Origin of the sequence: Paraburkholderia sp. EG286A (genome assembly GCF_040965375.1) — a bacterium.
GTDB lineage: Bacteria > Pseudomonadota > Gammaproteobacteria > Burkholderiales > Burkholderiaceae > Paraburkholderia.
In genome coordinates, this window is record NZ_JBFRCB010000002.1 from 202,489 (window position 1) to 217,842 (window position 15,354).

Annotated in this window: 15 protein-coding genes; 6 read left to right on the forward strand and 9 right to left on the reverse strand. The window is 65.9% G+C overall.

The features are described from left to right. Positions 1-37: 37 nt before the first annotated feature. The 5 genes from AB4Y35_RS07605 to AB4Y35_RS07625 all read right to left on the reverse strand — a co-directional run bounded on the left by AB4Y35_RS07605 (position 38) and on the right by AB4Y35_RS07625 (position 6,624). Positions 38-1,255: an ABC transporter substrate-binding protein gene (locus AB4Y35_RS07605; RefSeq protein ID WP_368703983.1), complete on the reverse strand. Its 1,218-nt coding sequence runs from the start codon at positions 1,253-1,255 to the stop codon at positions 38-40. Between the two features lie 109 nt (positions 1,256-1,364). Beyond that, positions 1,365-2,135 carry an ABC transporter ATP-binding protein gene (locus AB4Y35_RS07610; RefSeq protein ID WP_368703984.1) on the reverse strand — a complete coding sequence of 257 codons (771 nt, stop codon included), beginning with the start codon at positions 2,133-2,135 and terminating at the stop codon, positions 1,365-1,367. Continuing rightward, the gene (locus AB4Y35_RS07615; RefSeq protein ID WP_028203291.1) at positions 2,132-2,911 is read right to left on the reverse strand and encodes an ABC transporter ATP-binding protein; all 780 of its coding nucleotides are present in this window, start codon (positions 2,909-2,911) and stop codon (positions 2,132-2,134) included. Before AB4Y35_RS07615 ends, AB4Y35_RS07610 begins: the two co-directional genes overlap by 4 nt. Before the next feature lie 370 nt (positions 2,912-3,281). Further along, the gene (locus tag AB4Y35_RS07620) at positions 3,282-4,985 is read right to left on the reverse strand and encodes a GMC family oxidoreductase (protein ID WP_368703985.1); all 1,704 of its coding nucleotides are present in this window, start codon (positions 4,983-4,985) and stop codon (positions 3,282-3,284) included. 115 nt (positions 4,986-5,100) lie between these two features. Continuing rightward, entirely contained in the window at positions 5,101-6,624 is a 1,524-nt protein-coding gene (locus AB4Y35_RS07625) for a CoA-acylating methylmalonate-semialdehyde dehydrogenase (protein WP_368703986.1), read from the reverse strand. Between the two features lie 112 nt (positions 6,625-6,736). Here AB4Y35_RS07625 and AB4Y35_RS07630 point away from each other — a divergent pair, with 112 nt between their 5' ends. Both AB4Y35_RS07630 and AB4Y35_RS07635 read left to right on the forward strand, forming a co-directional pair. Further along, complete coding sequence (locus tag AB4Y35_RS07630; protein WP_368703987.1) at positions 6,737-7,624, forward strand: LysR family transcriptional regulator; 888 nt, start codon at positions 6,737-6,739, stop codon at positions 7,622-7,624. 205 nt (positions 7,625-7,829) lie between these two features. Then, on the forward strand, positions 7,830-8,354 hold the full coding sequence (locus AB4Y35_RS07635; RefSeq protein WP_069264482.1) for a class IV adenylate cyclase: 525 nt from the start codon (positions 7,830-7,832) through the stop codon (positions 8,352-8,354). Between the two features lie 58 nt (positions 8,355-8,412). Here the strand turns inward: AB4Y35_RS07635 and AB4Y35_RS07640 are convergent, their stop codons facing one another. Then, positions 8,413-8,904 (reverse strand): Lrp/AsnC family transcriptional regulator, encoded by a 492-nt coding sequence (locus AB4Y35_RS07640; RefSeq protein WP_028203286.1) that lies wholly within the window; start codon positions 8,902-8,904, stop codon positions 8,413-8,415. A gap of 141 nt (positions 8,905-9,045) precedes the next feature. Between AB4Y35_RS07640 and phhA the strand changes: the two genes are divergently transcribed. Then, positions 9,046-9,939 carry a phenylalanine 4-monooxygenase gene (phhA, locus tag AB4Y35_RS07645; RefSeq protein WP_368703988.1) on the forward strand — a complete coding sequence of 298 codons (894 nt, stop codon included), beginning with the start codon at positions 9,046-9,048 and terminating at the stop codon, positions 9,937-9,939. A gap of 86 nt (positions 9,940-10,025) precedes the next feature. Beyond that, the gene (locus tag AB4Y35_RS07650) at positions 10,026-10,379 is read left to right on the forward strand and encodes a 4a-hydroxytetrahydrobiopterin dehydratase (RefSeq protein WP_256094713.1); all 354 of its coding nucleotides are present in this window, start codon (positions 10,026-10,028) and stop codon (positions 10,377-10,379) included. Positions 10,380-10,482: 103 nt separating this feature from the next. On the opposite strand, the gene AB4Y35_RS07655 is transcribed toward AB4Y35_RS07650, so the two are convergent. Continuing rightward, a complete protein-coding gene (locus AB4Y35_RS07655) occupies positions 10,483-10,713 on the reverse strand; it encodes a DUF3717 domain-containing protein (RefSeq protein WP_069264749.1) in 231 nt (76 codons plus the stop codon). A gap of 106 nt (positions 10,714-10,819) precedes the next feature. Here AB4Y35_RS07655 and AB4Y35_RS07660 point away from each other — a divergent pair, with 106 nt between their 5' ends. Together AB4Y35_RS07660 and AB4Y35_RS07665 are read left to right on the forward strand one after the other, a co-directional pair. Continuing rightward, positions 10,820-11,506, forward strand: coding sequence for a response regulator transcription factor (locus AB4Y35_RS07660; RefSeq protein WP_027815974.1), 687 nt, complete (start codon positions 10,820-10,822; stop codon positions 11,504-11,506). Positions 11,507-11,691: 185 nt separating this feature from the next. Then, positions 11,692-13,260, forward strand: coding sequence for a sensor histidine kinase (locus AB4Y35_RS07665; protein ID WP_368703989.1), 1,569 nt, complete (start codon positions 11,692-11,694; stop codon positions 13,258-13,260). Between the two features lie 79 nt (positions 13,261-13,339). Here the strand turns inward: AB4Y35_RS07665 and AB4Y35_RS07670 are convergent, their stop codons facing one another. Next, positions 13,340-13,846 (reverse strand): SET domain-containing protein, encoded by a 507-nt coding sequence (locus tag AB4Y35_RS07670; RefSeq protein ID WP_368689511.1) that lies wholly within the window; start codon positions 13,844-13,846, stop codon positions 13,340-13,342. Positions 13,847-14,149: 303 nt separating this feature from the next. Next, positions 14,150-15,262: an NADH:flavin oxidoreductase/NADH oxidase gene (locus AB4Y35_RS07675; protein ID WP_368689510.1), complete on the reverse strand. Its 1,113-nt coding sequence runs from the start codon at positions 15,260-15,262 to the stop codon at positions 14,150-14,152. Positions 15,263-15,354 lie beyond the last annotated feature (92 nt).

Sequence of the window (15,354 nt, forward strand, 5' to 3'; positions counted from 1 at the left end):
GGCGCGGCATCCGACTGCAGCATTTACGCGCGCGCGCTTACTTCCACAGCGCGCACTTGCTCTCCTGCTTCGTCGTGTAGGCCTGCTCACCCGGGATCGTCTGCAGGACCTTGTAGTAGTCCCACGGCTTCTTCGACTCGGACGGCTTCTTCACCTCGACGAGATACATGTCGTGGATCAGCACGCCGTCCTGGCGGATGTAGCCGCCCTTGGTATAGAAGTCGTTGACCTTGGTCTTCTTGAGCTGCTCCATGACCTTGTCGGAATCCGTCGTGCCGGCCGCCTGCACCGCCTTCAGGTAGGTCGTCACCGCCGAATAGTCGGCCGCCTGCAGTTCCGACGGCATCTTCTTCGTCTGGTCGAAGTAGCGCTGCGCCCATTTGCGCGTGTCGTCGTTCTGGTCCCAGTACCAGCCGGTCGTCAGCACGAGGCCCTGCGTGGTGTCGAGCCCGAGGCTGTGCACGTCGGGCAGGAACATCAGCAGCGCCGCCGTCTTCATCGTCTTGTTGATGCCGAATTCCTTCGCGGCCTTGATCGCGTTGACCGTGTCGCCGCCCGCATTCGCGAGGCCGAGGATCTGCGCCTTCGAGGCTTGCGCCTGCAGCAGGAACGACGAGAAGTCCGACGCCGAGAGCGGATGGCGCACTTCGCCGAGCACCTGGCCGCCGTTCGCCTTCACGACGTCCGCGGTGTTCTTCTCGAGCGACTTGCCGAACGCGTAGTCGGCGGTCAGGAAGAACCAGCTCTTGCCGCCCTGCTTGAGCACCGCGAGGCCCGTGCCCTTCGCGAGCGCGACCGTGTCGTAGCCGTAGTGCACCGTGTACGGCGTGCACTGCTCGTTCGTCAGGGCGTCCGTGCCCGCGCCCGTGTTGAAGTACACCTTCTTCTTCTCTTGCGCGACCTGGTTCATCGCCAGCGCCGTTGCCGAGTTCGTGCCGCCGAGCAGCATGGTGAGCCCGTCACGGTCGAACCATTCGCGCGCCTTCGAAGCGGCGATGTCGGCCTTGTTCTGGTGATCCGCGTACTCGACCTGGATCGGCTTGCCGAGCACCTTGCCGCCGAAGTCCGCGACCGCCATCTTGATCGCCGTGAGGCCGCCCTGGCCGTCGTCGTCGGCGTAAAGGCCGGACATGTCCGTGATGAAGCCGATCTTCACCGCGTCGTCGGCGGCCTGCGCGCTCCCCGCGCTGAACGCCATCGCAGCTGCCGAGGCGGCAAAAAGGCCCGCGAGCCGCGCGAACGTGGTTTTCTTCATTGCAGTCTCCTTCCTTGGTTGCGTAATTATTCAGGAACACTCCATGAACGCTGGAGGCAAAGCGATTCGCGCGGCACGGTTGCGTCGCGCAGCAAACCAGAACCGAAAATTAAACGCCCAGCAGGTCGTGCAGCACCGGCATCTTCCCCTCGAGCTCGGCAGTGCCGAAATGCTCGACGATGCGCCCGTGCTCCATCACGTAAAAGCGGTCCGCGAGCGGTGCCGCAAAACGGAAATTCTGCTCGACCATCACGATCGTGTAGCCGCGCGACTTGAGCGTGAGGATCATGCGCGCGAGCGTTTGCACGATCACCGGCGCGAGACCTTCGGATATCTCGTCGAGCAGCAGCAGGTTCGCGCCCGTGCGCAGGATGCGCGCCACGGCCAGCATCTGCTGCTCGCCGCCGGAAAGCCGCGTGCCCTGGCTGTTGCGCCGTTCGGCGAGATTGGGAAACATCGAGTAGATCTCGTCGAGCGACATGCCCTCCGCCAACTTCGCCCCTTTCGCCCCGATGTGCGGCGGCAGGAGCAGATTCTCTTCGCACGAGAGGCTCGCGAAAATGCCGCGCTCCTCGGGGCAATACCCCACGCCGCAGTGCGCGATGCGATAGGTGGGCATCTGGATGGTCTCGCGCCCGCCGATGCGGATCGAGCCCGTGCGCCGCCCGGTGAGCCCCATGATCGCGCGCAGCGTCGTCGTGCGCCCCGCGCCGTTGCGCCCGAGCAGCGTCACGACTTCGCCGCGCCCGACGGAGAGATCCACGCCGTGCAGAATGTGCGACTCGCCATACCACGCCTGCAGCCCCTCGATCTCCAGCGCCTTCGCGCTCTCAGTCGCGCCGGCAGCCGCGGCCGTTTCGCGTTCGGTGACCGTGTTCATGCGTGCGCCCCCGTGAGCGCCGCGTCCGCACTGCCCATATAGGCCTCGGCGACGAGCGGATTCTTCGAAACTTCGGCGTAGCTGCCTTCGGCGAGCACCTCGCCGCGCTGAAGCACCGTGATGGTGTCGGAGATGCCGGCAATCACGTTCATGTTGTGCTCGACCATGAGGATCGTGCGCCCGCTCGATACCTTCTTGATGAGCGCCGTCACGCGGTCCACGTCTTCGTGGCCCATGCCCTGGGTCGGTTCGTCGAGCAGCATCAGCTCGGGCTCCATCGCGAGCGTCGTGGCGATTTCCAGCGCGCGCTTGCGGCCATAGGCCAGCTCGACCGTGGGCACATCGGCGAAATCGGTGAGGCCCACCTGTGTGAGCAGATCCATCGCGCGGTCGTTGAGCTCCGCGAGCGTGCGTTCGCTCTTCCAGAAGTGGTAGGCGGTGCCGAGCGAGCGCTGCAGCCCCACGCGCACGTTCTGGAGCGCCGTGAGGTGCGGAAACACGGCCGAAATCTGGAACGAGCGGATGATGCCGCGCCGCGCGATCTGCGCGGGCCGCTCATGCGTGATGTCGATGCCGTTGAAAACGATACGCCCAGCGCTGGGCACGAGGAATTTGGTGAGGAGATTGAAGCAGGTGGTCTTGCCTGCGCCGTTCGGCCCGATCAGTGCATGGATCGAGCCGCGGCACACGCGCAGGTTCACGCCGTTCACGGCCGTGAAGCCCTTGAACTGTTTCGTGAGGTCGCGCGTCTCCAGAATCGTGTCGCCGAGAATCATGTCCCCTTCCGAGCGTGGTAAGGCGTAACACTGCAGACCGTCCGTGACTCGTGGTGCACGGTGAGGTCCGGCGCGGACGTGGCGGCGCGCCTCCCGATGCGCGCAACGCGCGCCTGCCGACTTTCGCGTCATTGTCTCGCCAATGATGCAGCGCAATCATTGGGATTTGCACTTAAGGGAGCGCCACAAGGACAGCGAACATTACAACCAATAGTTGACGACAGTTTGACGAAAGATGCCTGCAGGTTAGGCGCACGATCGCCACAAACCCGTATCTGACGGACGTACAGAAACACGCACGCGGAAGCGCTTCCGCGTGCGTCCCATATATTCATGAACCTGACGCTATCTTGCGCGTCGCTCCATGCCCTCAGGCGGTCGTCAGCGTTGCACCGGCGGCGGCCTCCGTTTGCGCACGCGCGCCCTCGCGGCGGTCGGTGCGCAGCATCTCGGCGGCGCGCTCCGCGATCATCAGCGTCGGCGAATTCGTGTTTCCCGAGGTAATGGTCGGCATGACCGAGGCGTCCACCACACGCAGGCCCTCCACGCCGCGCACCCGCAGGCGCGCATCGACCACGGCGTCGGGGTCGTCTGCGCGGCCCATGCGGCATGTGCCGACCGGATGAAAGATCGTCGTGCCGACGTTGCCGGCCGCCTCGCGCAACTGCTCCTCTGTCTGAAACGCGAGCCCCGGCAGGATCTCGTGCGGCTGGTAGCGCGCGAGCGCGCCGGAGGCCGCGATGCGCCGCGTGAGCCGCATCGCGTTGGCCGCAACGCGCAGGTCGCGATCGGTCGACAGATAATTGGGCGCGATCGCGGGTGCCTGCGACGGGTCCGCCGAAACGGCGTGGATACTGCCGCGCGACGTGGGCCGCAGGTTGCACACCGAGGCCGTGAACGCGTTGAAGCGATGCAGCGGCTCGCCGAAGCGGTCGAGCGAAAGCGGCTGCACGTGGTACTGGAGATCGGGCCGCGTGAGCGCGGGGTCGCCCGGGTCCGACTTCGCGAACGCGCCGAGCTGCGAGGGCGCCATCGACATCGGTCCGCTCTGGAACAACGCGTACTGCATGCCGATCATCAGCTTGCCCCACCAGTGCGCGGAGGCCGTGTTGAGCGTACGCACGCCGTTCACGCGAAACGCCATGCGCAATTGCAGATGGTCCTGGAGGTTCTCGCCCACGCCGCGCAGATCCTGCACGACGCCGATACCGAGCTGCGCGAGCCGCCCGGCCTCGCCGATGCCCGAAAGCTCGAGCAATTGCGGCGAATTCACCGCTCCCGCACTCAGGATGACTTCGCAACGCGCGCGCGCGATGTAATCGACGTCGCCGCGATACTCCACGCCCACGCAGCGCTTGCCTTCGAAGATCACGCGCTGCGTGAGCGCGCCGGTGACGACGGTGAGGTTGGGCCGCTTCATCGCCGCGCGCAGGAACGCCTTCGACGCGTTCCAGCGCACACCGCGCTTCTGGTTCACCTCGAAATAGCCCACGCCGCTGTTGTCGCCGCGATTGAAGTCGTCGGTGGCCGCAATGCCCTGCTCCTGCGCGGCGTGCGCGAACGATTCGAGAATCTGCCAGCGCAGGCGCTGCTTCTCCACGCGCCATTGGCCGCCCGCGCCGTGAAACTCGCTCGCGCCGCCGTGATGGTCTTCGCTGCGGCGGAACACGGGCAGCACGCTGTCCCACGACCAGCCGGCATCGCCGGTCTCGCGCGCCCAGTTGTCGTAGTCTTCGCGCTGGCCACGCATGTAGATCATGCCGTTGATCGACGACGAGCCGCCCAGCACGCGCCCGCGCGGGTACGAGAGCGAGCGGCCGTTGAGGCCTTTTTCGGCAGCGGTCTTGTAGAGCCAGTCCGTGCGCGGATTGCCGATGCAATACAGGTAGCCCACTGGGATGTGGATCCAGTGATAGTCGTCCGCGCCGCCCGCCTCGATGAGCAGCACGGAAACGTCCGCGTCTTCGGTCAGGCGATTGGCGAGCACGCAGCCCGCGGTGCCCGCGCCGACGATCACGTAGTCGAATTCGCCTTCGAGGCGGCGCGCGGCCTGGGCTTCACTCGGTGCAGGCATGATGTGTCTCCAGCGATGACTGCTCTCTTCATGTTGTATTTTTTGAACTGCGATTGCTGCGCCGGGCGGCATCGATCGCTTCGGATTCCTGTCGAGTCGCCCAGCTCGCGCCCGCCTACTTCGCCACCGGCATGGTGAATTCCGCGCCCTTGGCGATGCTGTCGGGCCAGCGCTGCATGATGCTCTTGTAGCGCGTGTAGAAGCGCACGCCTTCCTCGCCGTAGGCATGGTGGTCGCCGAACAGCGAGCGCTTCCAGCCGCCGAACGAGTGCCACGCCATCGGCACCGGAATCGGCACGTTGATGCCCACCATCCCCACCTTGATCTGGCGCGAGAAGGCGCGCGCGACGCCGCCGTCCGAGGTGTAGCACGACACGCCGTTGGCGAATTCGTGCGCGTTGATCAACTCGACGGCGCTCGCGAAATCGGGCACGCGCACGACCGACAGCACCGGACCGAAGATCTCTTCCTTGTAGATCGTCATGTCGGTTTTCACGTCGTCGAACAGCGTGCCGCCGAGGAAGAAGCCGTCCTCGTGACCGTCCACCTTGTGGCCGCGCCCGTCCACGACGAGCTTCGCGCCCGCCGCCACGCCCGCCTCGATATAGCCCTGCACTTTCGCACGATGCACGCCCGTGACGAGCGGTCCCATTTCCGAGGCGCCGTCCATGCCGCTGCCGATCTGCAGCGCCTTCACGCGCGGCGTGAGGCGCTCGACGAGTTCGTCGGCGATATGGCCCACGGCCACCGCCACCGAAATCGCCATGCAGCGCTCGCCGGCCGAGCCGTAGGCCGCGCCGATCAGCGCATCGACGGCCTGGTCGAGATCGGCGTCGGGCATCACGACGAGGTGATTCTTGGCGCCGCCCAGCGCCTGCACGCGCTTGCCGTGCTTCGTGCCTTCCGTGTAGATGTACTCGGCGATCGGCGTCGAGCCGACGAACGACAGCGCGGTGACGTCGGGATGCGCGAGCAGCGCGTCAACGGCCACCTTGTCGCCGTGCACGACGTTGAACACGCCGTCGGGCAGCCCGGCTTCCTTGAGCAGTTCGGCAAGCCGCACCGAAGCGGAAGGATCGCGCTCCGAAGGCTTCAGCACGAACGTGTTGCCGCAGGCGAGCGCGATCGGGAACATCCAGCACGGCACCATCATCGGGAAGTTGAACGGCGTGATGCCCGCCACGACGCCCAGCGGTTGGCGCAGATTCCAGTTGTCGATGCCGCCGCCGATCTGGTCGGTGAAATCGGTCTTCAGCAGATTGGGAATGCCGCACGCGAACTCGACCACCTCGATGCCGCGCATCACCTCGCCCTTCGCGTCGGAGAACACCTTGCCGTGTTCACGCGTAATGAATTCGGCGAGTTCGTCGTGATGCTGGTCGAGCAGATCCTTGAACTTGAAGAGAATGCGCGCGCGCTTGATCGGCGCCATCTCCGCCCAGGCGGGAAAGGCGGCCTGCGCGGCGGCAACGGCGGCGTCGACCTCCGCCACGGTGGCGAGCGGCACGCGCGCGCTCACTTTGCCGAATGCCGGATTGAAGACGTCGCCATGCCGCTCGCCCGTTCCAGCCAGCGGCTTGCCGTTGACGAAGTGCGTCAGCATGCGTACGCCGGCTTCGTTTTGATGTGTCTCGCCCATGGGTGTGCCTCTTGTGTCGTGAAGCCTCGATCTAACTAGCGTAATCGCCTGGCGTCGGCGCGATCCAATGATTAATGCTCAACAGCGATATAAGGCGGTTTAATATCAGGATATGGACCTGACCTTGCTCCGAGCGTTTGTCACGGTCGCGCGCGAGGGCAACCTCACGCGCGCGGCCACCCATCTGCATCTCACGCAGCCGGCCGTGAGCCTGCAGATCAAGCATCTGCAGGAGGCGCTCGGCGTTACGCTCTTCACGCGCACCTCGCACGGCCTCGCGCTCACGCGCGACGGCCAGGCGCTGCTGCCGCATGCCGAACGCGCGCTCGCCGCCGCCGGCGACGTGCTGCGCGCCGCTGCTGCACTACGGCACGAGGTGCGCGGGCGCTTGCGCATCGGCACCATTCTCGATCCGGCATTCCTGCGCCTCGGCGGCTTTCTGCGCCAGCTCGTCGAAACCTGGCCGCAGATCGAAACGGCGCTGCGCCACGGCATGTCGGGCTGGGTGCTCGACCAGGTGCGCTCGCGCGAACTCGACGTCGGCTACTACATCGGCCAGCCCGCGCCCGACCCCGACACCTTCCACGCCATCACGCTCACGCGCTTCCAGTACCGCGTGCTCGCGCCCGCAGGCTGGAAAGACCGCGTCAAAGATGCGCGCGACTGGCGCGCACTCGCCGCGCTGCCGTGGATCTGGACACCGCCCGCCTCCGCGCACAATCGCCTGCTCACCACGCTGTTCGAGGCTGCGCACGCGAGGCCGGTGAAGGTGGCCGAGGTGGACCAGGAGCCGTCGATGCTCGATCTCGTGAAGTCGGGCGTGGGCCTCACGCTCGCACGCGATTCCACGGCCCTCGCCGAAGCGCACGCGCACGGGCTCACCATCGTCGAAGGCGTGACGGTGCCCACGGAACTCACCTTCATCACGCTCGCCGCGCGGCGTGACGAGCCCACCATCGCGGCGGCGCTCAAGTCGATCGAAACGCAATGGGCGATATGAGCCGCGCTCATGAAGACACGCGCGCGCCGTTCATGTCTGACGTAAGCGCAAGCCTGGTCGCGTAACAGCGCTGTCACACAAGTTTTGATAGATTGGGAATTCGCTCCGCGTTTTCGGCACGCCCACGGGTGTGTTCACCCTGCGCGGCGCGTTTCCCGCTTCTCCCATCGTTCCCCTTGTTCTCTTCGTTCGACAGGAGCCTTGCATGGCCCGCAACATCGAAATCAAAGCCCGCGCCCGTCAATTCGACGCCCTGCGCGATCGCGCTTCCCAGCTCGCCACCGAAGCGCCGCTGATCTTTCGCCAGCAGGACTTCTTCTATGACGTACCGCGCGGCCGCCTGAAGCTGCGCCAGTTCGACGACGGCACGCCGCCCGAGCTGATCTTCTATCAACGCGATGACCGCGACGGCCCGAAGGCCTCGTACTACACGCGCAGCCCCGTCACGAATGCCGAGGCCATGCACTCGCTGCTCGCCACGGCGCTCACCACGCGCGGCATCGTCTCGAAGGAGCGCCACGTGTATCTGGCGGGCCGCACGCGCATCCACCTGGACCGCGTGGATGGTCTCGGCGACTTCGTCGAGCTGGAAGTGGTACTCGGCCCCGAGGACGACGAGCAAGGCGGCGAAGCCGAAGCGCACGCGGTGTTCGCGAAGCTCGGCGTGGACGAGAGCGATCTCGTCGCGGTGGCTTACGTGGATCTGCTCAATACGGCCAACGCGGCCTGACATCTGTAATTGGCCAAGCGGGCCCTTGCGGCCCGCTACGCCTTCCCTCCCATGCCACTCACGCCGCCGGCGCGCCCGGCTCCAGATGCCCGAGCGGCAGCGGCCCGTTGCGCTTGAACGTGGTGAGCACGATGTTCGAGCGCACGCTGTCCACGCCTGGCACGCGCATGAGCTTCTTCATGACGAAGGTCGAGAGCGCGTTCAGATCGGGCGCGACGATGCGCAGCAAATAATCGGCGTCCCCCACCACGGCATGGCATTCGAGCACTTCGGGCAGCACGTCGATCTGCTGCTGGAACTGCTCGATGATCGAATCCCCATGATGCTTGAGCTTGAGGCTCGTGAACGCGGTCACGCCCAGCCCGAGTTTTTCGGGGCGCAGCACCACGCGATAGCCGTCGATCACACCCGACGCCTCGAGGCGCTGCAGCCGCCTGCCGATCTGCGAGGGCGAGAGCGGCACCTGCTCGCCAAGCTGCTGATGGGTGGCGCGGCCAAAGCGCTGCAGCACGTCGAGCAGCGCCAGATCGAAATGGTCAAGTTCAAGCATGAATTGAATCCGCATTAATTGACTATATTGTGCTCGATTATTGCATATACCAGCCGCAACCCATGGAGTACGCGCACATGCCGCGCGCCAATCGCTCTAGACTTGCATGACAGCAAGCCTTTTTAGTGGAGCGTTACGAACATGGCCGCCGCCACCGCGAAACTGCAGGAGCAGTTCGACGCGGGTCTCACCACCCGTCCCGATTTCACGATCGACCAGCCGCTCGAACGCTACGGCGCGGCCGATCACGCCGTCTGGGACCAGCTCTACCGGCGCCAGCGCGCCCTGCTCGAAGGCCGCGCCTGCAAAGCCTTCCTGGAAGGGGCGTTGCGCATCGGCCTGAATGTTGCCCACGTTCCGTCCTTCGCGCAGGTGAGCGAGCGCCTGATGGCCGCAACCGGATGGCGCATCGTGGCCGTACCGGGCCTCGTGCCCGAGCGCATTTTCTTCGAGCACCTGGCGAACCGGCGCTTTCCGGTCACCTGGTGGATGCGCCGTCCCGATCAGCTCGACTATCTGGAGGAACCGGACTGCTTCCACGACCTGTTCGGCCATGTCCCGCTGCTCACCGACCCCACTTTCGCCGATGCGATTCACGCCTACGGCCGCGCCGCGCTCGCCGTCGAGGAACGCGCGTTGCCGTTGCTCGCGCGGCTCTACTGGTACACGGTGGAGTTCGGCCTGATGCGCGCCCCGAGCGCCCCCAACGGCGTGAAGATATACGGCGCCGGCATCGTCTCGAGCAAGGGCGAGACGCTATACAGCGTGGAGAGCCCGGCGCCCAACCGGCTCGGGTTCGACCTCGACCGCGTGCTGCGCACGCGCTATCGCATCGACACGTTCCAGAAGACCTACTTCGTGATCGATTCGTTCGCCCAGCTTTTCGACGCGCTGGGCGCGGGCATTGCTGCCCGTCTGGCTGACCCGGCGGCGCTCATCGCGGCGCAGCCTCACGCGGCAGGCGACGTGCTGCACAGCGACACGATCCTCACGCGCGGCACGCGTGAGGGCTGGCTCGACGACGGCGACGTCTGACCGACACGCGGGCTTTGCGCCGCAGCAAGCGCGCGTTCCTTGATGCGAGCGCTCGCACGCGTGCCCCAGACGTGAAAAAATGGCTGATCGGCTCACGGCGCACGCCCGGCCTCAAGCTCAATACAGGTGCAATGATGATCAACCGACTCACATCCGAAGAGCGCGCATCCGAACTCGCCGACCTGCGCGGCTGGCAAGCCGTCGCCGGCCGCGATGCGATCCAGCGCCATTTCCGCTTCGCCGACTTCAACGAAGCGTTCGGCTTCATGACACGCGTCGCCATCAAGGCGCAGGAAATGAACCATCACCCCGAGTGGTTCAACGTCTACAACCGTGTGGAGATCACGCTTTCCACCCACGAAGCCGACGGCCTCACCTCGCGCGACATCGAACTCGCGCGCTTCATCGACTCGATCGCGCCGGGGCCGCTCAGCGCATAAGCAGCGGTACTAACCATGGGTACGCTGTGCGCACGGCGAATGCACACAACGAGCGCACAGCGCGCCGTGAAAGCATAATGCAGGGTAGCGGGCCTTCAAACCTTCAGCTTTGAAGGCTATTCTTGATGGATACGTAAGACTCCCAGGCAGCGCGGGCAATCGGGTCTAAACGTTCCGGTGATATGGTGTTCTGACGCTGTACAATCAGCAGCGCATAAGGCTTGGAGAGCGCACTCGCCTCCTGGCACAACGCGAGTTCATCGCCAATCGAAGGCGAGCGGTTGCGCCAGAAGTTGATCGCGGCTTCGAGTTCGGTGATTGAAATATCGGACATGTGGATCGTGATCGCGCAACCGTCGGGCTGTGCCTCGAGGCCAGCAAGCGACGCTTCGCGAACTGCGTGCCTGAACGCTAAAACCCATTGTACTTGAGCGAATCCCATGCGACTCCTTCTGATCGAAGACGACCGCCCTATCGCACGCGGTATCCAGTCCAGCCTCGAACAAGCCGGCTTTACGGTCGACATGGTCCACGACGGCATCTTCGCCGAACAGGCCCTCACGCAGAATCGCCATGAGCTCGTGATCCTCGATCTGGGGCTGCCGGGCATCGACGGCATGACGCTGCTTTCGCGCTTTCGCCAAAGCAACCGGCATACGCCCGTCATCGTGCTCACCGCGCGCGACGAACTGAACGACCGCGTCCAGGGCCTGAATTCCGGCGCCGACGACTACATGCTCAAGCCGTTCGAACCGGCCGAGCTCGAAGCGCGTATTCGCGCCGTGATGCGCCGCAGCGGCCCGCACGGCGACGTGCCGCGCCCTGAAGTGTCGCTCGGCGGCGTGCGCCTGTCGGGCGTCGATCGCCGCATCTTCAACGACGACAAGCCGCTCGAACTCTCGCCGCGCGAGTTCGCCGTGCTCGAAATGCTGCTGCTGCGTCACGGCCGCGTGGTGAGCAAGGCGCAATTGCAGGACCACCTCACGCACTTCGGCGGCGACCTCGGCGACACCGCGATCGAAGTCTACGTGCACCGCGTGCGCAAGAAGCTCGAGAACTGCCGTGTCGAGATCGTCACGGTGCGCGGCTTCGGCTATCTGCTGCAGGAAATCCGCCAGGCGGCCTGATCCGCCTCGTTTTCCGGGCCAGCCAGCGGCGGCGGAGCAATCCGCCGCCGTTTGCGCTTGATGGCGCCGGCTTTGGGCGTCTCACTGGCACTTCAGCCGCCACGCCCGCGGCCCGCGTACAATGGATCGGTCCCGTGCCGCGCACGCCGCCGCACCCACGATTCATCATTCGCCCCGAAGCCATCATGTCCCCACCGGCCGCAACGAGCCTGCGGCGCACGCTGCTACGGCGCCTCGCCGCCCCGCTTTCGCTGCTCGCGCTGATGAGCGGCCTGATCGCCTATTGGCTCGCCTGGCAGTACACGCAGCACGTGGTCGACCGCTCGCTCGCCGACCTCGCCACGGCCATTTCCCGCCAGATCCAGATCGCCGGCGACGATGCCCCCAACACCGTCCCGCCGCTCGCGCAGGCGATGTTTTCCGATCCCGTCGAGCACCTCGTCTATCGCATCAGCAACGGCGAAACGGAAATCGCGGGCGACCACGACCTGCCGCTGCAGGGCACCAACGTGCGCCGCATGCACTACGCGTACGTGTTCGAAACGATCTATCGGGGCGTGACCGTGCGCGTCGCCCAGGTGCGCGTGCCGCAGCCGCATGGCAATCCGATCGTCGTGGAAGTCGGCCAGCCGGTGCATCATCGCTTTCGCATCGCGGCCGAATTTCTCGTCGCGATCATGATGCCGTTGCTGCTCCTGCTGCTCGCCGGCTGGGTCATCGTGTGGCGCGTGGTCAACCAGCAGCTCAACCCGCTCACCGCGCTCGCCGACTCGCTCAACCGCCAGACGCACACGTCGCTCGAACCCGTGGACGAGACCTACGTGCCGGTCGAGATCCGTCCGCTCACGGGCGCGCTGAACGCGCTGCTCGGCCGCCTGAAGACCGCGCTCGACGCGCAGCGCAAGTTCATCGCCGACGCGGCCCACCAGCTGCGTACGCCGCTCACGGCGGTGAAGCTGCACGCCGAGCAGGCCGTGAACGCACGCGAGCCGCAGAAGGTCACCGACGCGGTGCGCGAGCTGCGTGCGGCCGCCGATCGCGCGGTGCGTCTGTCCAACCAGCTGCTCTCGCTCGCGCGCGCGGAGCCGGGTGAACAGGCCGCGCGCTTCGTCGATATCGACATGGCCGCGCTCGCCTTCGAGACGGGCGCCGAGTGGGTGCCGCGGGCGCTGGCGAGCCACGTCGATCTCGGCTTCCAGCGCCTCGACGATCCCGAAAACGACACGCCGCTGATGGTGCGCGGCAACCCCGTGCTGCTGCACGAGGTCATCGCGAATCTGCTCGACAACGCGCTCAAGTATTTGCCGCCCGCGCGTCTCGAAGGCGCGCGCATCACCGTCACCGTTTCGCAGTCCTCCGCGGAAGGCATGCCGATGGCCGAGATCGTCGTGGAAGACAACGGCGGCGGCGTGCCCGCTTCGCAGCAGGCGGATCTCTTCAAGCGCTTCTTCCGCGGCGACGGCCAGAGCGAAAGCGGTGTCGATAGCGGCGCGGGCCTGGGCCTCGCGATCGTCCACGACATCATGACGCTGCATCGGGGCAGCGTGCATTACGAAGACGCGCCGGAAGGCGGCGCGCGCTTCATCGTGCGCGTGCCGCTCGCGCATCGCGGCGCGCCTGGCGGCAAGGACGCCAAAGACCGCAAGGACAGCAAGGAGGCCGCCGCGCTCGAGGCCGCAAATCTGCGTACGGACGAGGCCGGCGAGCCGCCGCGCGAGAACAAACCGAGCCACCAGGCGAGCGTCGATCTCTGACGCTGCAGGTGCCGGGAAAACGACAAGGGCCGCTCATGCGGCCCTTGTGCTTGATACGGTGCGACGCGCGCCGCGCCGCTTACTTCTTCTTTTTGCTCTTGCCTTTCGACGCTTTCGCGCCCTTCGCAGACTTGTCGTCGTCGGGCGGCGCGAGCATCGTGCCGCGGCACTTGCGGGCGCCGCAACGGCATTCGTATTCGCGCTTGAGCTTCTTCGTCTGCTTCGCGTCGATCACGAGGCCGTAGTCGTAGAAAAGCTCCTCGCCCTCCGGGATATCGCGCAGCGCGTGGATATAGACGTGTCCGTCGATTTCCTCGGCTTCGCAGTTCGGCGCGCACGAATGATTGATCCAGCGCGCGCTGTTGCCCTTCACCTTGCCGTCGATCACGTCGCCGTCGTCGAGCGCGAAATAGAACGTGTGATTCGGTTCGGCAGGATTATGCGGATGGCGCCGCAACGCTTCCTTCCAGGAGATGCGCTCGCCCTTGTATTCGATCAGTCGTTCGCCGGTCGCAATGGGGACCGCCGCAAACACGCCCTTGCCGTGCACGCCCGACTGGCGCACGACGATCCTGCGTTCACTCATTGAATGAATCCTTGTGAAGTACTGGGGGAGACTGTCCCGGTCATGACAGGCGGCGCGGAACATGTCCTCCCGCGCGCCGCCTGCGGCTCTCTCATGAAGCCGTGCCTGGCGGTCTGCCTGGCCTTGCATCGGCCCTTGCATCAAACCTCGCGTCCTGGCTCGTCGCGCTCCGTACGCAAACGCGGCGCCGATTGGGCGCCGCGCTCATGCGACGCCCGGCGCGCCACAGACGGCATCGTACACGCTCGCGCCTCTTTCGTTCAACCCATATGCGCCGTGAGAAACCGCCACGCGCCATGTGTTTCAGCGCTGGCCGAGCGTCGTCTCGCCGAACAGCTTCTTCAGCTCGCGCGGTTGCGAGCGCCAGTATTGCGGCGGCGCGCTCACGCTCGCGCCGAGTTGCGCCGCGGCGTGCCACGGCCAGCGCGGATCGTAGAGCATCGCGCGCGCCATCGCGATCATGTCGGCTTCGCCGTCTTCGATGATCTGGTTGGCCTGCAAGGCGTCGGTGATGAGGCCCACGGCAATCGTCGTCATGCCGGTTTCGGCCTTCACCTTGCGTGCGAACGGCACTTGATAGCCGGGTTCGAGCGGAATCTTCTGGAGCGGCGACACGCCCCCCGACGACACGTCGATCCAGTCCGCGCCGCGCGCCTTGAGCGCCTGCGCGAAGACGACGGTGTCCTCCGGCGTCCAGCCGCCATCGACCCAATCCGTTGCCGAAACGCGCACGCCAATCGGGCGATCGGCCGGAAATTCGGCGCGCACGGCGTCGAACACTTCGAGCGGAAAGCGCATGCGGTTTTCGCGCGAGCCGCCGTACTCGTCGCTGCGCTGGTTCGCGATCGGCGAGAGAAACTGGTGCAGCAAATAGCCGTGCGCCGCGTGGATTTCGAGGGCGTCGATGCCCAGACGCGCCGCGCGGCGCGCCGTGGCCACGAACGCATCGCGCACGCGATTCAGACCCGCGACGTCGAGTGCCAGCGGCGGCGCCTCGCCTTCCTTGTGCGCGAGCGCCGAAGGCGCGTGCGGCAGCCACCCGCCGTCGGCGACCGGAATCAGCTGGCCGCCCTCCCAGGGCACATGACTCGACGCCTTGCGCCCCGCGTGCGAGATCTGCATCGCGATGCGGACAGGCGAATGGCGGCGGATCGCGGCGATCACGGGCTCGAGCGCGGCTTCGGTCACGTCGTCCCACAGGCCGAGACAGCCCGGCGTGATGCGGCCGTCCGGCTCGACCGCCGTCGCTTCGATGCAGAGCATCGCCGCACCCGAAAGCGCGAGGTGGCCGAGATGGATCATGTGCCAGTCGTTCGCTTCGCCGCGCTCGGCGGAGTACTGGCACATCGGCGAAACGACGATGCGATTGGGGAGCGTCACGCCACGCAGTTCGAGCGGAGTGAAGAGCTTGCTCATGGGAGGTCCACGGACGGTTGGCAGAAGCGTCCGAGAATAGCACGCGCTTTTTTCACGCGTTCGACAGGGAACACGACGCCTGCGCGGCGCGC

Excerpts from the sequence above, each read along its gene's own strand:
- phhA (WP_368703988.1), top strand. The coding sequence starts at position 9,046 with ATGGCCGCCGCCACCGCGAAACTGCAGGAGCAGTTCGACGCGGGTCTC.
- AB4Y35_RS07635 (WP_069264482.1), top strand. The coding sequence starts at position 7,830 with ATGGCCCGCAACATCGAAATCAAAGCCCGCGCCCGTCAATTCGACGCC.
- AB4Y35_RS07610 (WP_368703984.1), bottom strand. The coding sequence starts at position 2,135 with ATGAACACGGTCACCGAACGCGAAACGGCCGCGGCTGCCGGCGCGACT.
- AB4Y35_RS07675 (WP_368689510.1), bottom strand. The coding sequence starts at position 15,262 with ATGAGCAAGCTCTTCACTCCGCTCGAACTGCGTGGCGTGACGCTCCCC.
- AB4Y35_RS07660 (WP_027815974.1), top strand. The coding sequence starts at position 10,820 with ATGCGACTCCTTCTGATCGAAGACGACCGCCCTATCGCACGCGGTATC.
- AB4Y35_RS07655 (WP_069264749.1), bottom strand. The coding sequence starts at position 10,713 with ATGTCCGATATTTCAATCACCGAACTCGAAGCCGCGATCAACTTCTGG.
- AB4Y35_RS07605 (WP_368703983.1), bottom strand. The coding sequence starts at position 1,255 with ATGAAGAAAACCACGTTCGCGCGGCTCGCGGGCCTTTTTGCCGCCTCG.
- AB4Y35_RS07625 (WP_368703986.1), bottom strand. The coding sequence starts at position 6,624 with ATGGGCGAGACACATCAAAACGAAGCCGGCGTACGCATGCTGACGCAC.
- AB4Y35_RS07640 (WP_028203286.1), bottom strand. The coding sequence starts at position 8,904 with ATGCTTGAACTTGACCATTTCGATCTGGCGCTGCTCGACGTGCTGCAG.
- AB4Y35_RS07615 (WP_028203291.1), bottom strand. The coding sequence starts at position 2,911 with ATGATTCTCGGCGACACGATTCTGGAGACGCGCGACCTCACGAAACAG.
- AB4Y35_RS07670 (WP_368689511.1), bottom strand. The coding sequence starts at position 13,846 with ATGAGTGAACGCAGGATCGTCGTGCGCCAGTCGGGCGTGCACGGCAAG.
- AB4Y35_RS07630 (WP_368703987.1), top strand. The coding sequence starts at position 6,737 with ATGGACCTGACCTTGCTCCGAGCGTTTGTCACGGTCGCGCGCGAGGGC.
- AB4Y35_RS07620 (WP_368703985.1), bottom strand. The coding sequence starts at position 4,985 with ATGCCTGCACCGAGTGAAGCCCAGGCCGCGCGCCGCCTCGAAGGCGAA.
- AB4Y35_RS07665 (WP_368703989.1), top strand. The coding sequence starts at position 11,692 with ATGTCCCCACCGGCCGCAACGAGCCTGCGGCGCACGCTGCTACGGCGC.